We start from the raw sequence: 16,860 nt of genomic DNA, 5'->3' as shown, positions 1-16,860 counted from the left end.
CGCGGGCGGGAGACGGGCGTGGTGCGTGGGCGGGAGTCGGGCGTGGTGCGCGGGCGGGAGACGGGCGTGGCGCGTGGCGCGTGGAAAGTGGGGTGGGCTGGACAGGCTGGCGGTCCGGGGTGCGGACGCACGAGGCTCCACCCGTGCAGCCGGTGGCAGGATGGTGGAATGGCAGTAAGCAATTCCCCGGGCGCGGAATCCAGCACAAGCCAGGCGTGGAATCCACGCCTGGCGCTACTGGTGGCTGCCACATTCTTTATGGAGTTCCTGGACGGCACCATCCTCACCACCGCCATCCCCAACATCGCCAGCGACTTTGGCGTTCCAGCCGCCGACGTCAACATCACCATGACGGCCTACCTCATGACCGTGGCCATGGGAATCCCGCTCAGCGGCTGGCTTGCTGAACGCGTGGGGGCCCGCAAAGTATTCTGCTTCGCGATCGCCCTGTTCACACTGGCTTCACTGGCCTGCGCCATCAGCCCCGACCTGACCGTGCTGACGCTGAGCCGGATCCTGCAGGGCGCCGGTGGGGCCATGATGGTTCCTGTCGGCACCCTCCTGGTACTGCGCGGCACACCCAAATCGGAGCTTCTGCGGGCGACGGCTTTCCTGGTGTGGCCCGCGCTGCTGGCGCCCGTACTGGCGCCGCTCGTAGGCGGCGCGCTGACCACCTACCTGTCGTGGCACTGGATCTTCCTCATCAATTTGCCATTGGGGGCGGCCGCGTTCATCGCCGCACTCAGTCTGGTACCAGCCGGCGCCGGAGACAGGGCACGCAGGCTCGACTGGCTGGGCCTGTTCCTCACCACCACCGGAGTGGGCGCCCTGGTGGTGGGCCTTGAGCTGGCCACTGCCCACCCCGACGGTCCATGGGCAGCCATCGGCGCTGCTGCAGGGGTATGCGCCCTCGCGGCCGCCGTGCTGTGGATGAGGCGCGCCAAAAACCCTCTGTTTGATCTCAGTGTTTTTTCCACCCGAACATTCCGGGCCATGGCCACCGGCGGGTTCGTCTACCGCCTGACCATCAGTTCGGTGCCGTTCCTCCTGCCCCTGATGTTCCAGACCGGTTTCGGCTGGTCACCGCTGCACGCCGGAATCATGGTGGCGGCCGTGTTCATCGGCAACATCGGCATCAAGCCGGCCACCACGCCGCTGATCCGGCGTTTCGGTTTCCGGGCCATGCTGGTCTTCGGCTCCCTGGCATCGGCGGTGACCTTCGCCCTGTGCGCCCTGCTCACTCCGGACACGCCGCAGGCCCTGATCTTCGCCCTGCTCGTGTGCAGCGGGGCCTTCCGCTCCATTGGCTTCTCCGCCTACGCGTCGGTGCAGTACGCGGACATCGCACCCGCCCAGCTGACATCGGCCAATTCCGTGTCGGCGACCCTGGTGCAGCTCGCCGCAGGCGCCGGCATCGCCGTTGGTGCCCTGCTGATCCGGATTTTCGACGGCGTGGCGGCCTTCCCCGCGGATCACGCTGGCCCCTTCCGCGGAGCCTTCCTCACCATGGCCGTCCTGATGCTCTTCAGTACGGCGGACAGCCTGTCACTGCACCGGCATGCCGGCGCAGAGATCAGCCGGCCTGGGCAAGCACGAGCGGAAGAACAGCCCCCGCCCCCGCCTGGCGCAGGGCGCGTCCAGCCACGGTAACGGTCCACCGGCTGTCCACGAGGTCGTCGATCAGCATCACGCCCTGGCCACGAAGTGTTGCCATGGCGGCCTCCAACTCCGGGCCCACCATGACGCGGTCCCAAACACCGGCCAACCGGTACGCGCTGTTTCCGCCGCGGCTTCCAGTGGGTCCGCCGTGTCCCAGGGCCAGCTCGCCAAGGTAGGGGATCCTGCCGATTTCCGAAATTCCCTGGGCAAGGGAACGGACCAGTTCGGGCTTGCTGCGGGAAGGCATGCTGACGATCGCGGCCGGCCGGCCTGCACCGCTCCAGCCCGGGTTCCGGCCGTCACCGGTAGCCCATTCCCGCAGGACCTGGACACAGGCCTGCAGCATGGCAGGATCCACCGGCCGGTCTGCGGCGCCGGCCGCAAAGAGTTCCCGCAGCGCCCCGCCCCAGCCGAGATCGGTAAGCCTTGCCAGCACCCGGCCGTCCGCCAGTCCTTCGTCGGGCTTGATTTTTCCCTTGACCGGAACGCCCAAACGGTCCATGCCGCTGGGCCACTGCAGCCGTGCCTCCAGGACACCACCGGCGCGGGTGAGCGTCTGACCCGCCGCTGCCGTGGCGTCGTCGGCGATATCGGCCCGGAACCAGCGGCCGGCGCAGTTGTCGCACTTCCCGCAGGGATGCGCCGTCTCGTCGTCGAGGACCGAGGTGATGTATTCCATCCGGCACCCGGCGGTGTCCTGGTAGATCACCATGGAGTCCTGCTCGTCCACCCTGGCCTCGGCGATCCGGCGGTAACGCTCAGCGTCGTAGATCCAGGGCTGGCCGGTGGAACGCCACCCGCCGCCGACACGTTCCACGGCGCCATCCACGGCCAGGACCTTCAGCAGCAGCTCCAGCGGGGTGCGTCGGAGATCAACCCGGGCCTCCAACGCAACCGTTGACACGGCAGTGCCGGCCTCAGCCAACGACGTCAGCACTGCTGTGGCTTTCTCCTCCGATGGCATGGAAGCGGTGGCGAAGTACTGCCAGATATCCCGGTCTTCAGAACCCGGCAGCAACAGCACATCTGCGTTCGCCGCGCCACGGCCCGCACGGCCCACTTGCTGGTAGTACGCTACAGGGGAGGACGGCGCCCCGAGGTGGACGACGAAGCCAAGATCCGGTTTGTCGAAGCCCATGCCGAGCGCCGAGGTGGCAACCAACGCCTTGACCTGGTTGTCCTTGAGCATCTGCTCTGCGCGCTCCCGGTCCGCGGGATCGGTCCTGCCGGTATAGGCCTGCACGGTGTGCCCGGCTTCGGCGAGAAGCCTGGCGGTGTCCTCCGCGGCTGAGACTGTCAGCGTGTAGATGATGCCGCTGCCGGGCAGATCGGCCAGGTGCGTCAGGAGCCAGCCCAGCCGTTCGCGGGAATTCGGCAAGGTGAGGACGCCCAGGCGCAGGGAATCCCTGCCCAGGGTTCCGCGGATAGTGAGGACGCCCGCGCCCAGCTGTTCCTCGATGTCGTGGACCACGCGCGAGTTGGCCGTGGCGGTGGTGGCCAGGACAGGGACGGACTCCGGCAGTTGGGTGATCAGGTCAGCGATCCGGCGGTAGTCCGGCCGGAAGTCATGGCCCCAGTCCGAAATACAGTGTGCCTCGTCAATAACCAGCAGGCCCGTCCGCCGGATGAGCTCCGGCAGCTGGTTCTCACGGAAGGACGGGTTGGTGAGCCGTTCCGGCGAAACCAGCAGCACGTCGACTTCATCAGCGGCGAGCTGTTCCCGGACGGTGTCCCATTCCAGCTGGTTCGCGGAGTTGATGGCCACTGCACGCACTCCGGCGCGGGCGGCGGCAGCCACCTGGTCCCGCATCAGGGCGAGCAGCGGCGAAACGATCAGAGTAGGGCCGGCCCCGCGGCGCCGGAGCAGCAGGGACGCCACAAAGTACACGGCCGATTTTCCCCAACCGGTGCGCTGGACCACCAAAGCCCGCCGGCCGCCGTCGACCAGTGCTTCAATCGCCTCAAACTGTCCGTCGTGGAAATCCGCCGCCGGATGCCCGACAAGTTCGCGGAGAACCTCCAGCGCCTGGCTTTTTGTGGCGGACGGTGAGTCAGGGGAAACGGAAAGAAGGGCGGCGTTCTGGGTATCGACCATTGATTCAGTATCCCAGCCCCCACCGACACCCATAAAGCCGGGACCTCCGTATGTGGACAACCGGGAACGTCCGCGGGTCCACGTAAGATAAGACCCGTGACTAGCGAACAGACAAAGACTTTTGACCTCTCGGCATCCTTCAAGGCCTACGACGTCCGGGGCATCGTGGGCGAATCCATCACCGCTGAAATCGTCGAAGCCGTGGGCGCCGCGTTCGTTGATGTGCTGGAACTGGAGGGCCAGACGATCCTGGTAGGCGGCGACATGCGTCCCTCCTCCCCCGAGTTCGCCAAGGCATTCGCCGACGGCGCAGCCACCCGCGGCGCCGACGTCAAGCTCCTTGACCTGATCTCCACCGACGAGCTCTACTACGCCTGCGGTTCCCTCAACGCTGCCGGCGCCACGTTCACCGCCAGCCACAACCCCGCCGAATACAACGGCATCAAAATGTCGAAGCCCGGCGCGCAGCCCATCTCCTCCGAATCCGGCCTCAAAGAGATCCAGGCCCTCGCCGAGAAGTACCTCAACGAAGGCTCCATCCCGGCGGCCCCCGCCCGCGGCCTGATCGGTGTCCACGACGTCCTGAAGGACTACTCCGAGTACCTCCGCCAGCTGGTGGACCTCTCCGGATCCCGGCCGCTCAAGGTAGTTGTGGACGCAGGCAACGGCATGGCTGGCCTCACCACGCCGGCGGTACTGGGCGACGCCCTGCTGCCCAAGCTGCCGTTCGAAATCATTCCACTGTACTTCGAGCTGGACGGCTCCTTCCCGAACCACCCGGCCAACCCCCTCGAGCCGGAAAACCTCCGCGACCTGCAGGCCGCCGTCATTCAGCACGGCGCCGATATCGGCCTGGCATTCGACGGCGACGCCGACCGCTGCTTCGTCATCGACCAAAATGGTGAGCCCGTGTCGCCATCAGCCGTCACCGGTATGGTGGCACGCCGCGAAATCGCCCGCGCCCAGGCGCAGGGCGAGGCAACGCCCACCGTCATCCACAACCTGCTCACCTCCCGTGCAGTGCCCGAACTGGTAGCGCACGACGGCGGCCGCGCCGTCCGCACGCGCGTGGGCCACTCGTTCATCAAGGCAGTCATGGCCGAGGAAGGTGCAGTGTTCGGCGGCGAGCACTCTGCCCACTTCTACTTCCGCGACTTCTGGAACGCAGACACCGGGATGCTGGCGGCAATGCACGTGCTCGCTGCCCTCGGCGAGCAGGACGGACCGCTGTCCGAGCTCGGCCGCGAGTACGAGCCCTATGTCTCCTCCGGTGAGATCAACTCCGAAATCGAGGACAAGGCCGGCGCCGTAGAGCGCGTCCGCACCGACTTCGCCGCCGAGGACATCACCGTGGACACCATGGACGGCAGCACATTCACGGCCAATGACGGCAGCTTCTGGTTCAACCTGCGCCCGTCCAACACCGAGCCCTTCCTCCGCCTGAACGTGGAAGCAACGGACCGGGCCACGATGGAACGCGTCCGGGACCGCGTGCTCTCCAATGTCAGGCGCTAAACCGAAGATGGCCCACGAAGCCACGGACGGCCCGGCTGCGGTGGCTTCGTGGCGGGATTCCGTTCCGGAGGCCTCGGCCACGGACCTGGAAAACCTGCTGGGCACAGGCGTCGGCGCAGCCCAGGAACAGCTCGAGCGAAACGGCGGCTTCCTGCCGTTCGCACTGGTGGTGGAGAACGACGGCGAAGTCCGCCTCGTGGCCGTCACACCGGCTGATGCCCAGGACGGCTCCGACGGTGACTTCGACGCGGACACGATGATCAGCGACCTCACCGAACTGCTCCGGCAGAACCGTGCTGATTTCCGCGCAGCCGCAATTGTCTGCGACATCCTCTTGGTCGAGGAAGAAACAGATGCCATCCATGTAGCTGCTGAACACCGCGACGGATCCGTTTTCGCCGCGGTCCTCCCTTACGCCGCCAACACCGGGACCCACGAACGGGAGTTTGGCCAGCTCGCCGCTGACACCAGCGAACCCACCGTCTGGGTGGACTAGACCGCGCCCCGGTTGCCATGAAAATCAACGCCTTCGCAGACGTCAGCCTCCGGGCGCTGATGGTTCTGGCCGCCGCGCCCGGGGCGACCCTCCTGACCACGCAGAACATCGCCGATGCCGTGGGCACACCGTACAACCACGTCAGCAAGGCGATGGCCAGGCTGCGCAGCCTGGGCCTGATCGAGGTAGAGCGTGGCAGGTCGGGCGGATCCAGGCTCAGCTCCGCTGGCCGCCGGGCAACGGCGGGCCAGGTCCTGCGGGCCCTGGACACCCGGACGGACGCCGCCGACTGTGTCGCTCCGGGCGGCGACTGCCCGCTGATCCATGAATGCAGGCTTCGCGCCGCGCTGGCCCGCGCCCGTGAAGCGTTTTACCGGGAACTTGATGCAGTGGTTGTGGCCGAACTTCCAGGCTCGCGGCAGATGACACCCGTCTTCCAGATGATCGGCCTGCGCCCCGGCCTGTAGCCCGGCGCCGAGCCCACATCCCCCACCGATTTGATTCCAACTTCTACGAGGTGTAGAACTTGGGGTACGAATATACGCATTTCAAATGTAAGTATTCATATTGACCGGACGAAAACCCGGTCCCCTATCGCAGGAGTACACATGCTCTCGGACAAATCCCGCCCCGTCATTGAGGCCACCCTGCCGCTCGTCGGTTCCCGGATCGGCGCCATCACTCCCAAGTTCTATGCACGGCTGTTCGCCGCCCACCCGGAACTGTTGGATGGCCTGTTCAGCCGCTCCAACCAGCGCTCGGGCAACCAACAGCAGGCGCTGGCCGGAAGCATCGCCGCTTTCGCCACGCACCTGGTCAACAACCCCGGCACCCTCCCCGAAACCGTGCTTTCCCGCATCGCCCACCGGCACGCGTCGCTCGGCATCACTGAGCCCCAGTACCAGGTGGTCTACGAGCACCTCTTCGCCGCCATCGCCGAGGACCTCGCCGAGGTCATCACGCCTGAAATCGCCGAGGCCTGGACCGAGGTCTACTGGCTGATGGCCGATGCCCTGATCAAGATCGAAAAGGGCCTCTACGCCATCCAGGCGAACGACAAAATGTGGACCCCGTGGCGGGTCGCCTCCAAGACTTTTGCGGGCACCGGCGCCATGACCTTCACCCTTGAACCCGCGGACGACACCCCCATCACCCGCGCGCTGCCCGGCCAGTACGTGAGCGTCAAGGTGCAACTCCCGGACGGGCTGCGCCAGGTCCGGCAGTACTCACTCTCCGATGACGCCGGCACCGGCCGCACCTTCACCACCAAGCTGGACGACGACGGCGAGGTGTCCCCGGTGCTGCACCGCGGCGTCGGAGTCGGTGACATCCTGGAACTCTCCAACCCCTACGGCGAGATCACCCTCAAGGACGGCGACGGTCCGGTGGTCCTGGCATCGGCCGGCATCGGCTGCACGCCGACGGCGTCGATCCTCCGGTCACTCGCCGAGTCGGGCTCCGACCGGCAGGTGCTGGTGCTGCATGCGGAAAGCACACTGGACAGCTGGGCGCTGCGCGGTCAGATGACGGACGACGTCGAACGCCTAGCGGGTGCCGACCTCCAGCTGTGGCTTGAAGAGCCACGCCCCGGGGCCAACGAGGGGTTTATGTCACTGCGTGAAGTCGACCTGCCGGCCAACGCGTCGTTGTACCTCTGCGGACCGCTGCCGTTTATGAAGCACATCCGCAACGAGGCCATCAACGCCGGCATCCCGGCCACGAGGATCCACTACGAGGTCTTCGGACCGGACATCTGGCTGGCTTCCTAACCCCGCTCATAGGAGTTTTTGTCCAGATATCGCGTCCAAGCGGGGCATTTGGCGGGATTATCTGGACAAAAACTCATGGAGACGGACGACGGCGGCCCCGCACCTTTCTTGCAAAAGGTGCGGGGCCGCCGTTGTACTTTGCAGTGGGGATCAGCCCAGGCGGGCCTTCAGGCCGGCAAGCTCGGACTGCAGCGCCTCGGGGAGGGAATCGCCGAAGTTGGCGTACCATTCCTCGATGGACGCGAGCTCGGTGGCCCACTCGGCCGGGTCAACGCGGACAGCTTCCTCGACCTGGGCCGGCGTCATGTCCAGGCCCTTGAGGTCGATGGATTCGGCGGTGGGAACAAAGCCGATCGGCGTCTCGACGGCGTCTGCCTTGCCTTCCAGGCGTTCGATGGCCCACTTGAGGACGCGGGCGTTGTCGCCGAAGCCGGGCCAGGCGAAGCCACCCTCGGCCGTGCGGCGGAACCAGTTGACCAGGAAGATCTTGGGCAGGCGCTCCGGGTTGCCCTTGGCGGACAGGTTCACCCAGTGGTTGAGGTAGTCGCCGGCGTCGTAGCCCATGAACGGCAGCATGGCCATGGGGTCGCGGCGGACCACGCCCACCGCACCGGCTGCCGCGGCAGTGGTCTCGGAGGACAGCGTGGAACCCATGAAGATGCCGTTTGACCAGCTGCGCGCCTCGGTCACCAGGGGGATGGTGGTCTTGCGGCGGCCGCCGAACAGGATCGCGGAAAGCTCCACGCCGTCGGGGTTGTTGTACTCCTCGGCCAGCATGTCGATCTGGCCGATCGGCGTGCAGAAGCGCGAGTTCGGGTGGGCTGCGGGCTTGTCCGAATCCGAGGTCCAGGAGTTGCCCTGCCAGTCGGTCAGGTGAGCGGGCACTTCCTCAGTCATGCCCTCCCACCACACGCCGCCGTCGTCGGTCAGTGCCACGTTGGTGAAGATGCTGTTGCCCTTGGCGATGGCGCGCATCGCGTTGGGGTTGGTGCCCCAGCCGGTGCCCGGAGCCACGCCGAAGAGGCCTGCCTCGGGGTTGACGGCGCGGAGCTCGCCTTCCTTGCCGAAACGCATCCAGGTGATGTCGTCACCGAGCGTCTCCACCTTCCAGCCTTCGATGGTGGGATCGAGCAGCGCGAGGTTGGTCTTGCCGCAGGCGGACGGGAAGGCAGCCGAGACGTAGTAGGTCTTCTGCTCGGGCGAGGTCAGCTTCAGGATGAGCATGTGCTCGGCCAGCCAGCCTTCGTCGCGGGCCATCACAGAGGCGATACGGAGGGCGTAGCATTTCTTGCCGAGCAGCGCGTTTCCGCCATAGCCGGAGCCGAAGGACCAGATGGAGCGCTCCTCCGGGAAGTGAACGATCCACTTGTCCGTGTTGCACGGCCATGGCACGTCCGCCTGGCCTGCTTCGAGCGGCGCACCCAGGGAGTGCAGGGCCGGCACGAAGAATGCGTTGGTCTCAGTGATGCGGTTCAGCACGTCGGTGCCGATGCGGGCCATGATGCGCATCGAGGCAACAACGTAGGCGCTGTCGGTGATCTCCACGCCGAACTTGGGATCCTCAGCGTCGAGGTGTCCCATCACGAACGGGATGACGTACATGGTGCGTCCGCGCATGGAGCCGGCAAAGAGCCCACGCAGCTTTTCCTTCATCGCAGCCGGGGCCATCCAGTTATTGGTGAAGCCGGCGTCGTGCTTCTTCTCGGAGCAGATGAAGGTCTGTTCTTCCACACGGGCTACGTCCGCGGGATCAGAGAATGCAGCGAAAGAGTTGGGGAAGAGCTCCTGGTTCAGGCGCGTCAGCGTTCCTGCTGCGACGAGTTCATCGGTAAGACGCGTGTTTTCCTGTTCGGAGCCGTCAACCCAGTGGATCCGGTCGGGCTGCGTGAGTCCAGCAACCTCTTCGACCCATGCCAGCAGGCCAGCATGCGTGGTGGGTGCTTTCTCAAGCAGCGGCAGTCGTGCGAGATCGCCCATTGCGGTTCCCTTCCTCGGGGTCATCGGTGTGGACTAAATGCTATTGGCCGCCCAAGGGCGCGATGGGAGGTCAGCGGTGCACGTTCGTGATCGTTGGAGCCGAAAACCGCGCAAATTCAAGGAAAACCACGCCCAAACGACTGTATTTAAGTGACAAAGGTCTCCTAGACCGGTCTAGTCAGCTAGATTACATGCCTCTCGATTTGGTACTCCGGGCAACCCTCGCGTAAAGTAATTCGAGGTTCGGGGTGCAAGAAACTCCGCGAGACACAAAATGCGCCCATAGCTCAGCTGGATAGAGCGTCTGTCTACGGAACAGAAGGCCGGGGGTTCGAATCCCTCTGGGCGCACAGAGAAAGGCCTGTATCGGTTCGCCGATACAGGCCTTTTGTCGTTAAGCGCAGCGCCGCTTTCCTGCCACCGGCCTCAGCTTCAGGAACAGCCCGGCCACCCGCGCCTTGCCAGCTTCCCAGCGGAAATGCGTCACTTTTGGTAGCAAACCCCCGCGCTGCCCCTGGATTCGCGCGGGCGAGCCCGCCCTAACACGGTCAAAAGTTACGCAGTTCTGCAGTCACCGGAATGACGACGACGGCGCTCCCCGCCTCCCGCGAGGCGGGCGTAGGCTGGACGAATGACGCCTGAAACGCTGCAACGTGAATTCGATGTCATTGTGATCGGTGCTGGTGCCGTGGGGGAAAACGTCGCCGACCGGGTGGTCCAGGGCGGCCTGACGGCTGTCCTTGTTGAAGCCGAACTGGTGGGCGGCGAATGCTCGTATTGGGCCTGCATGCCGTCCAAAGCCCTGCTCCGCCCCGGCACCGCCCTGCACGGCGCACAGACGGTACCCGGCGCGGCGGAAGCCGTCACCCTGACACTGGATGCAGCGGCAGTCCTGAAGCGCCGGGACTCCTTCACCGCAAACTGGCAGGACGACAGCCAGGTGAAGTGGCTGGAAGATACCGGGATTGAGCTGATCCGTGGCCACGGCTGGATCACCGCGCCGCGCACCGTTGAAGTAGCCGGGCTGGACGGCAACACTTACGAGCTCAAGGCGCGTCACGCCGTCGTACTCGCCACCGGCTCGACGCCAACCACACCTCCCATCGACGGGCTGGCGGACCTGCAGGTCTGGGGCACACGCGAAGCCACCTCGGCCAAGGAGGTACCGGAGCGCCTGGCTGTAATCGGCGGGGGCGTCGCGGGCAGCGAGCTGGCGCAGGCATTCGCACGCCTGGGCTCGGACGTGACGCTGGTGGCCAGGAGCGGCCTGCTGGGCACGTTCCCCGCAGAGGCCAGCAAACTTGTGGTCGCGGGGCTGCGCGCGGACGGCGTGGCGGTCCGCCTCAACACGTCCACCGAAAGTGTCCGGGAAAACGACGACGGCACGTTCACCCTGACACTTCAGGACCAGACGCCGGACGGCCGCACCACCGTCATTGCGGACAAGGTCCTCGTTTCAACAGGCCGGCATCCCGCCCTCGAAGGCCTCGGCCTGGAAAGCCTGGGCTTCGAGGCGCAGGACGTGCAGCCACTGAAACTCACCACCGACTCCACTGGACTAGTCCAGGGCGTCCCGGACGTCCCGGGTACCCCGGGCGAGAACGGCGTGGAAGGCGAGAACCCCTGGCTCTACGCTGTTGGCGACGCCGCCGGCAGAAATTTCTTCACACACCAGGGCAAGTACGAGGCCCGGGCTACCGGCGACGCCATCGCGGCCCGAGCCAAGGGCGAGCTCGGCGGCGTCCCCGCGGCCTGGAGCCGGTACGCCCAGACCGCCAACCAGCATGCCGTCCCGAACGTGGTGTTCACCGATCCCGAACTGGCGGCCGTCGGGCGCACTGTGGAGCAGGCAAAGCAGGACGGCTACAACGTGTCGTCCGTGGAGCTGCCAATCCAAGTGTCGGGTTCGTCCCTGCATTCGGAACACTACGAAGGCTGGGCGCAACTGGTGGTGGACGAGGACCGGCGGGTCCTGCTCGGCGCCACCTTCGCGGGCCCGGACGTGGGCGAACTGCTGCACGCGGCCACCATCGCAGTGGTGGGCGAGGTCCCGCTGGAGCGGCTGTGGCATGCGGTGCCATCGTTTCCCACGGTCAGCGAGGTGTGGCTGCGGCTCCTGGAGAAGTACGGCTTGTAGGAGAGGCCGCAAGTGTCCGCTCGCGCTGGCCTACTTCACCCGCGCCTCCTCCACACTCACTATTTGAACTGACCAGTCAGTTCAGTTAGGCTGAAGGTGGACATACACCGTCGAAAGGCCATTTTTGCTCTCCGTACAGCAGCTCCTTGTGAAGGGCCGGCGCGACGATTTGCTTCCGCCCACCTCTCTGCGGGTCGGCCGGGGTGAGCTCCTCCTCGTCACCGCCGAACGCCAGGACCAGCGGACAGCCCTTGCCCTGACCATCAGCGGGCGCATGAAACCCACTGGCGGCCGGATGTCCTGGGACGCCAACGAACGCACCAAATCCCTCCGCCTCGCGAGCGCCCTGGTGGATTCCCCCAACGTGAATGAGCCCGAGCAGCACCTCAGTGTCCGGGACCTTGTCACCGAGGACCTCGCCCTGATTCCCCGCCGCTACCGCGGCGCGCTGCTGAGCAAGCCCTGGCTCAAAGTCAACAGTTTCGAGGACATCGCGGACCTGTGGACGGAGCAGCTGGCGCCGGACCGGCGCATTGAACTGCTGACGGCCCTGGCCCTCGCCAACCCGCACACGGACCTCCTGGTGGTGGACTCCCCCGACAGGCACGGTGCCCACGCTGCGGACTGGCTCCCGCGGCTTGAGGAGCTGGCGTACGACGCCGGCCGGCCGCTCGCCGTCGTCGTCACCGTTACTGCCCTCCCGGCAGGGTGGACGGGACCGGCCACGGTGATCGGTAACGCCGTCCCGGACGTGGACGAAGCCCCCGATGCGCCGACTCTCACAGACGAAGAAACCGAATCCCTCTTACTCGAAACCGAGGATGCCAAGTGACCGTGCTGCGGCTGGCCCGTTCCGAACTCAAGCGGATGACCGGCGGGTTGCTGCCGAAGCTGACCATCCTGGCCCTGATCATGGTGCCGCTCCTGTACGGGGCCGTGTACCTGTACGCCAACTGGAATCCCTACGGGAACCTGAACCAGATCGAGGCCGCCCTGGTGGTGGAAGACACCGGCGCCACGTCCAGCGACGGCACCGAGCTCCAGGCGGGCAAGAAGGTGGCGGACGGCCTGGTGGAGGGGAACGTCTTCAACTGGCAGGCGGTCCCCTCGGCGGCCGAGGCCGACGCAGGGGTCAGCAGCGGCAAGTACGCGTTTGCACTGAAAATCCCGGCAGAATTCTCCACAAACCTGGTCTCGCCCGGCAGCTTCGATTCGGCCAGCCAGGCGATGCTGAACGTCACCACCAACGATGCCAACAACTACCTGCTGAGCACCATCGTGGACAAGCTGACCACCGCGGTGCACACAACGGTGGCCAAGGAAGTGGGTGAAGAGACGGCGAACCAGCTGCTCACCGGGTTCGGCACCATCCACGCCCAGATGCTCAAGGCCGCAGACGGCGCCGGGCAGCTGACGGACGGCATGGCCAACCTCCGCGACGGGACGGTCACCCTGCATACGGGCACCAGCGAGCTCAGCGCAGGAGCCGGTGAGCTGTACAACGGGCAGCTGAAATTGCGGGACGGGGCCAATCAGCTGACCGACGGCGCCGGGCAGCTCAGCAGCGGGCTCTCCGTCCTGAAGGACAGCACCGCCACGCTGCCCACCGACACCCGGACGCTGGCCAACGGCGCGGCCCAGGTTGCCGCGGGGAACGCCCAGCTCAATACCAAGGTCCAGGACGTCGTCACGCAGCTTGATGCCGCGGACCAAGGACTCCGGACGCGCGTGATCGAATCGAATGCCCGCCTGGTCGCCTCCGAAGTGATCACCCAGGTGCAGGCAGACAAAATCCTGGCCGACTTCGATACGGTGGCAGCCTCCAGCCCCGTAGCCGCGGCGAAAACCCGGATCCAGGCCGACGCCACCCAGATCCAGCAGCTCGCGGACGGCTCCGAAGCCGTGAGCGTCGGCGCAGCTCAGCTGGCCACGGCCACCCCTGCGCTGAAGGACGCCATTATTCAGGCTTCCGGTGGCGCTGACCAGCTCCACACCGGGGCGGCCACGCTGGCCACCGGCGAGCAGACTGCGCTCGACGGCGCCGGACGCCTCGCGGAAGGGGCGCAAACGCTCGACGCCGGTGCGGGGCAGCTGGAAGCCGGGGCCGGCACTGCCGCTGACGGCTCACGGACGCTGACCGACGAAATTTCCAAGGGAGCCGGGCAGGTGCCCAACCCGGACGATTCGCAGAAGAGTAGCCTCTCAGAGGTGATTGCCGATCCCGTTGCGGTCAGCAATGTCTCCCAGGCAAAGGCGGACTCCTACGGCGCGGGGCTGGCACCGTTCTTCCTGACGCTCGCCTTGTGGATCGGCATCTTCATGCTGGTCCAGGCGATGCGGCCCATCACCCAGCGGGCCCTGGCGTCGAACGCCCCGGCCTGGAAAATCGCCGTCGGCGGCTGGCTTCCGTTCCTTGCCGTTTCGGTGGTGCAGGCTAGCCTGCTGACCCTCGTGGTGAACCTGGCGTTGGGCCTCAACCCCGCGCATCCGGTGCTGATGTGGCTGTTTATGCTGGCCGCGGCCATGGCCTTCAGCGCCATCATCCAAGGCATCGTGGCGCTGCTGGGGTCACCCGGCAAGCTGGTGGTGCTGATCCTGCTGGTGCTACAGCTGGTGTCCTCGGGCGGCACGTTCCCCTGGCAGACCACCCCGCAGCCTCTCCATGTTGTCCACGAAATCCTGCCCATGGGCTACGTGGTCACGGGCATGCGGCACCTCATCTACGGCGCGGACCTGTCCGGGATCGTGCCCACTGTCCTGGGGCTGCTCGGCTACACGTTGCTGGGCGCGGCGATGTCCACGTTTGCTGTCCGGAAGCATAAGTACTGGACACTCAAAACGCTCAAACCGGAGATCGCGGTATGAGCCCGCCCGCGCCGGGATCTGGGGTGCACGATCCTGGCGTGCCTGAGCCTGGGGTGCACGAGCCTGGCGTGCATGATCCTGGCGTGCATGATCCCGTGGGGCACGATCCCGCCATGCACGGTCCCGCCGAGAAGAAACTCCGCCCGGCCCGGACCAATGCCACCCGGCAGAAGCTCTTCGACGCGTCCATGGAGCTGATCGGCCAGCGTGGCGCAGCGGGTGTCACTGTGGACGAGATCGCCGCGGCGGCGGGCGTCTCCAAGGGCACTGTCTACTACAACTTCGGCAGCAAGTCGGACCTGATCGCGCAGCTGCTGCGGCACGGCGTGGAAATCCTGAAGGCACGCCTGCTTAGCGAGGCCGGGCATCCCGGGGCCGATCCACTGGTGGCCATGGAGGCAATGATCGGCCAGGCCATGGATTTTATGGACGATTACCCGTCCTTCGCCCGTTTGTGGGTGAGCGAAAACTGGCGGACTCCCAGCGAATGGCGGGACACGTTCGCGGTGCTCCGGTCTGAACTCCTGGCGGTCATCGGCGCTGCCATAGAGAACGTGGCTGCCGTCTATCCGGTGGACGAATCGATCTCGCGGGGCAGCCTCGAAACGGCGATCTTTGGCGCCTGCTTTGTGGTGGGGCTTGACCGGCAGACCTACAACCCGGAACGCACCCGTGACCAAAGCGTTGCAGCAATCATGGCAATCATGCGCGGCTATGTCGTGAAGTAGCAGGGATGATTGGACACATGCGCCACATGGGTAACAGCGGGAAGTTCGCCGTGATCGCGGCCGTCGCCGCCTTGGGCATGCTGGTGCTCACCGCCATCACCTTGGAAGAGGCCGTGATGGTCACGTTCCTGGGCCTGGTGGCGCTGGCCTATGTTGCGGCCGTGGCGGAGGTCCTGGCCCGCGGGCGCCACTTTGTATTGGTTGCCACGGCTGTGGGATCCAGCCTCACCATTGCCTTCTCACTGGCCTTCGTCAGCACCTGGGAGCTGGCCTTCGCCGAGCAGTCGTCGATCTTCGGCACACCGCTCCCCACCGGGGATCCGGACAACTACTTCTACTGGGGTGGGGCCTCAGCGGTGGCCACGCTAGCGGTCCTGTTCCTTGGCGCAGTCTGGCCGGCGGGCAGGCGGCTGGGGACTGCCAAACGGAGGCCCTCGCCAGCCAAGCGGCGGCCCGCTTCCGGCACTGGCCGCCCTGCTGCGCGGCGCCCGGCAACCGGAGCCACCGCGGCCCGGGGCGCGGCACCCCGGGGTGCCGCCACCGGTCAGCGCGCGTCAGGCTCCCGCGCGCCAGCCCGGATGCCAGCCTCAGCAGCCAAGCGGCCGTCGTCGTCCGCCTCCCCGGTCCGCAAGCCGGCACCCAAACCGGGCACCAAGACGGGCGCCAAACCGGCGCCCCGCCGCTGACCGCGCCGCAGAACCTGCCGGCCTCGGCCGGCGAGCACGGCAGTCGCCACCCCGCCCAGGAGGAGCAATCCGCCAGCCAGTTCCGCCGGCGTGGGCACCTCCCCCAACGCCAGCCAGGCCGCGCTCATGCCCACCACGGGCACCAGCAGGGTAAAGGGCACCACGGCCGACGACGGATAGCTGGCCAGGAGCCGGTTCCAGATCCCATACCCCACCAGAGACGCGAAAATGGCTGTGTATAGCGCACTCAGGATCGTGGCCGGCTGGAGGTCTGCCAGGGTGCCGAACACCGCGTCCGGCCCGTCCACCAGCAGCGACAGCCCGGCTAGTGGCAGCGGAACCACTGCGCCGGACCAGACCACCAGCCCCAGCCCGGAGGCGGCCTTGGCCTTCCGCGCAACGACGTTACCGGCCGCCCAGGACAGCGCGGCTCCCAGGACGATGATGAGCGGGAGCACCGGTGCCACGGCACTGCGGCCGACGGCCACTACGGCCAGCCCCGCAACGCCAAGAACGACGCCGGCCAGTTGGCTCCGGCTGGGGCGCTCGCGCAGGAACCCGGCGGCCAGGAGGATGGTGAGGAGCACCTGGGCCTGGAGGACCAGGGAGGCGAGGCCTGCCGGCATGCCCAGCGCCATGGCGAGGTAGAGGAGGCCGAACTGGCCCGCGCTCATAAAGACGCCGACGCCGATAATCGCCTTCCAGCTGACGTCAGGCTTCCTGATGAAGAAGATCCAGGGGAAGACCACCAAGAGGAACCGCATGGCCACAAACAGCAGCGGGGGAACCTCACGGCCGTTCGCATGCAGGCCGAAGTCGATGGCCACGAAGTTCAGGCCCCAGAGAACGGCGACCAAGGCAGCGAGGACGGAGTGTCGGAGATTCACGGTCCCACTCTTGCAGAACGGCAGATGAAGCACCAGCGTTGAATTC

The 16,860-nt window shown here is 66.4% G+C and carries 12 protein-coding genes and 1 tRNA gene; 10 read left to right on the top strand and 3 right to left on the bottom strand.

The features are described 5' to 3' along the window. Nucleotides 1–168 precede the first annotated feature (168 nt). The gene (locus tag NG698_RS15275) at nt 169–1,650 is read left to right on the top strand and encodes an MFS transporter (RefSeq protein WP_252599740.1); all 1,482 of its coding nucleotides are present in this window, start codon (nt 169–171) and stop codon (nt 1,648–1,650) included. Here NG698_RS15275 and NG698_RS15270 read toward each other — a convergent pair. After that, the gene (locus NG698_RS15270) at nt 1,574–3,754 is read right to left on the bottom strand and encodes a RecQ family ATP-dependent DNA helicase (RefSeq protein ID WP_252610816.1); all 2,181 of its coding nucleotides are present in this window, start codon (nt 3,752–3,754) and stop codon (nt 1,574–1,576) included. The genes NG698_RS15275 and NG698_RS15270 overlap by 77 nt on opposite strands. A 96-nt stretch (nt 3,755–3,850) precedes the next feature. Between NG698_RS15270 and NG698_RS15265 the strand changes: the two genes are divergently transcribed. The 4 genes from NG698_RS15265 (at nt 3,851) to NG698_RS15250 (ending at nt 7,534) form a co-directional block, all read left to right on the top strand. Next, on the top strand, nt 3,851–5,269 hold the full coding sequence (locus tag NG698_RS15265) for a phosphomannomutase/phosphoglucomutase (protein ID WP_252610814.1): 1,419 nt from the start codon (nt 3,851–3,853) through the stop codon (nt 5,267–5,269). 7 nt (nt 5,270–5,276) lie between these two features. Beyond that, nucleotides 5,277–5,765 (top strand): hypothetical protein, encoded by a 489-nt coding sequence (locus NG698_RS15260; protein WP_252610812.1) that lies wholly within the window; start codon nt 5,277–5,279, stop codon nt 5,763–5,765. Nucleotides 5,766–5,782: 17 nt separating this feature from the next. Beyond that, entirely contained in the window at nt 5,783–6,232 is a 450-nt protein-coding gene (locus NG698_RS15255) for an RrF2 family transcriptional regulator (RefSeq protein ID WP_252599746.1), read from the top strand. Nucleotides 6,233–6,373: 141 nt separating this feature from the next. Next, complete coding sequence (locus NG698_RS15250; protein WP_252599747.1) at nt 6,374–7,534, top strand: globin domain-containing protein; 1,161 nt, start codon at nt 6,374–6,376, stop codon at nt 7,532–7,534. A 150-nt stretch (nt 7,535–7,684) separates the two neighbouring features. On the opposite strand, the gene NG698_RS15245 is transcribed toward NG698_RS15250, so the two are convergent. Continuing rightward, on the bottom strand, nt 7,685–9,511 hold the full coding sequence (locus NG698_RS15245) for a phosphoenolpyruvate carboxykinase (GTP) (RefSeq protein WP_252599749.1): 1,827 nt from the start codon (nt 9,509–9,511) through the stop codon (nt 7,685–7,687). A 276-nt stretch (nt 9,512–9,787) separates the two neighbouring features. Here NG698_RS15245 and NG698_RS15240 point away from each other — a divergent pair. The 5 genes from NG698_RS15240 to NG698_RS15220 all read left to right on the top strand — a co-directional run bounded on the left by NG698_RS15240 (nt 9,788) and on the right by NG698_RS15220 (nt 15,241). Beyond that, a tRNA-Arg gene (locus NG698_RS15240) sits at nt 9,788–9,861 on the top strand. Nucleotides 9,862–10,142: 281 nt separating this feature from the next. Next, nucleotides 10,143–11,648 carry a dihydrolipoyl dehydrogenase family protein gene (locus NG698_RS15235; protein ID WP_252599750.1) on the top strand — a complete coding sequence of 502 codons (1,506 nt, stop codon included), beginning with the start codon at nt 10,143–10,145 and terminating at the stop codon, nt 11,646–11,648. 124 nt (nt 11,649–11,772) lie between these two features. Then, nucleotides 11,773–12,480 carry a sugar ABC transporter ATP-binding protein gene (locus NG698_RS15230; protein ID WP_252599752.1) on the top strand — a complete coding sequence of 236 codons (708 nt, stop codon included), beginning with the start codon at nt 11,773–11,775 and terminating at the stop codon, nt 12,478–12,480. Further along, the gene (locus NG698_RS15225) at nt 12,477–14,513 is read left to right on the top strand and encodes a YhgE/Pip family protein (RefSeq protein WP_252599753.1); all 2,037 of its coding nucleotides are present in this window, start codon (nt 12,477–12,479) and stop codon (nt 14,511–14,513) included. The genes NG698_RS15230 and NG698_RS15225 overlap by 4 nt, the downstream gene beginning before the upstream one ends. A 113-nt stretch (nt 14,514–14,626) precedes the next feature. After that, complete coding sequence (locus NG698_RS15220) at nt 14,627–15,241, top strand: TetR/AcrR family transcriptional regulator (protein WP_252610867.1); 615 nt, start codon at nt 14,627–14,629, stop codon at nt 15,239–15,241. A gap of 544 nt (nt 15,242–15,785) precedes the next feature. Here NG698_RS15220 and NG698_RS15215 read toward each other — a convergent pair. Then, nucleotides 15,786–16,814 carry an EamA family transporter gene (locus tag NG698_RS15215; protein ID WP_252599754.1) on the bottom strand — a complete coding sequence of 343 codons (1,029 nt, stop codon included), beginning with the start codon at nt 16,812–16,814 and terminating at the stop codon, nt 15,786–15,788. Nucleotides 16,815–16,860 lie beyond the last annotated feature (46 nt).

The sequence above is a fragment of the Pseudarthrobacter raffinosi genome (assembly GCF_023913735.1).
In the GTDB taxonomy this organism is placed as follows: domain Bacteria; phylum Actinomycetota; class Actinomycetes; order Actinomycetales; family Micrococcaceae; genus Arthrobacter; species Arthrobacter raffinosi.
The sequence above is the reverse complement of the archived record's forward strand: the minus strand, read 5'-3'. Positions and strand labels throughout refer to the sequence as shown.

Excerpts from the sequence above, each read along its gene's own strand:
- NG698_RS15250 (WP_252599747.1), top strand. The coding sequence starts at position 6,374 with ATGCTCTCGGACAAATCCCGCCCCGTCATTGAGGCCACCCTGCCGCTC.
- NG698_RS15270 (WP_252610816.1), bottom strand. The coding sequence starts at position 3,754 with ATGGTCGATACCCAGAACGCCGCCCTTCTTTCCGTTTCCCCTGACTCA.
- NG698_RS15260 (WP_252610812.1), top strand. The coding sequence starts at position 5,277 with ATGGCCCACGAAGCCACGGACGGCCCGGCTGCGGTGGCTTCGTGGCGG.
- NG698_RS15255 (WP_252599746.1), top strand. The coding sequence starts at position 5,783 with ATGAAAATCAACGCCTTCGCAGACGTCAGCCTCCGGGCGCTGATGGTT.
- NG698_RS15235 (WP_252599750.1), top strand. The coding sequence starts at position 10,143 with ATGACGCCTGAAACGCTGCAACGTGAATTCGATGTCATTGTGATCGGT.
- NG698_RS15220 (WP_252610867.1), top strand. The coding sequence starts at position 14,627 with ATGCACGGTCCCGCCGAGAAGAAACTCCGCCCGGCCCGGACCAATGCC.
- NG698_RS15245 (WP_252599749.1), bottom strand. The coding sequence starts at position 9,511 with ATGGGCGATCTCGCACGACTGCCGCTGCTTGAGAAAGCACCCACCACG.
- NG698_RS15275 (WP_252599740.1), top strand. The coding sequence starts at position 169 with ATGGCAGTAAGCAATTCCCCGGGCGCGGAATCCAGCACAAGCCAGGCG.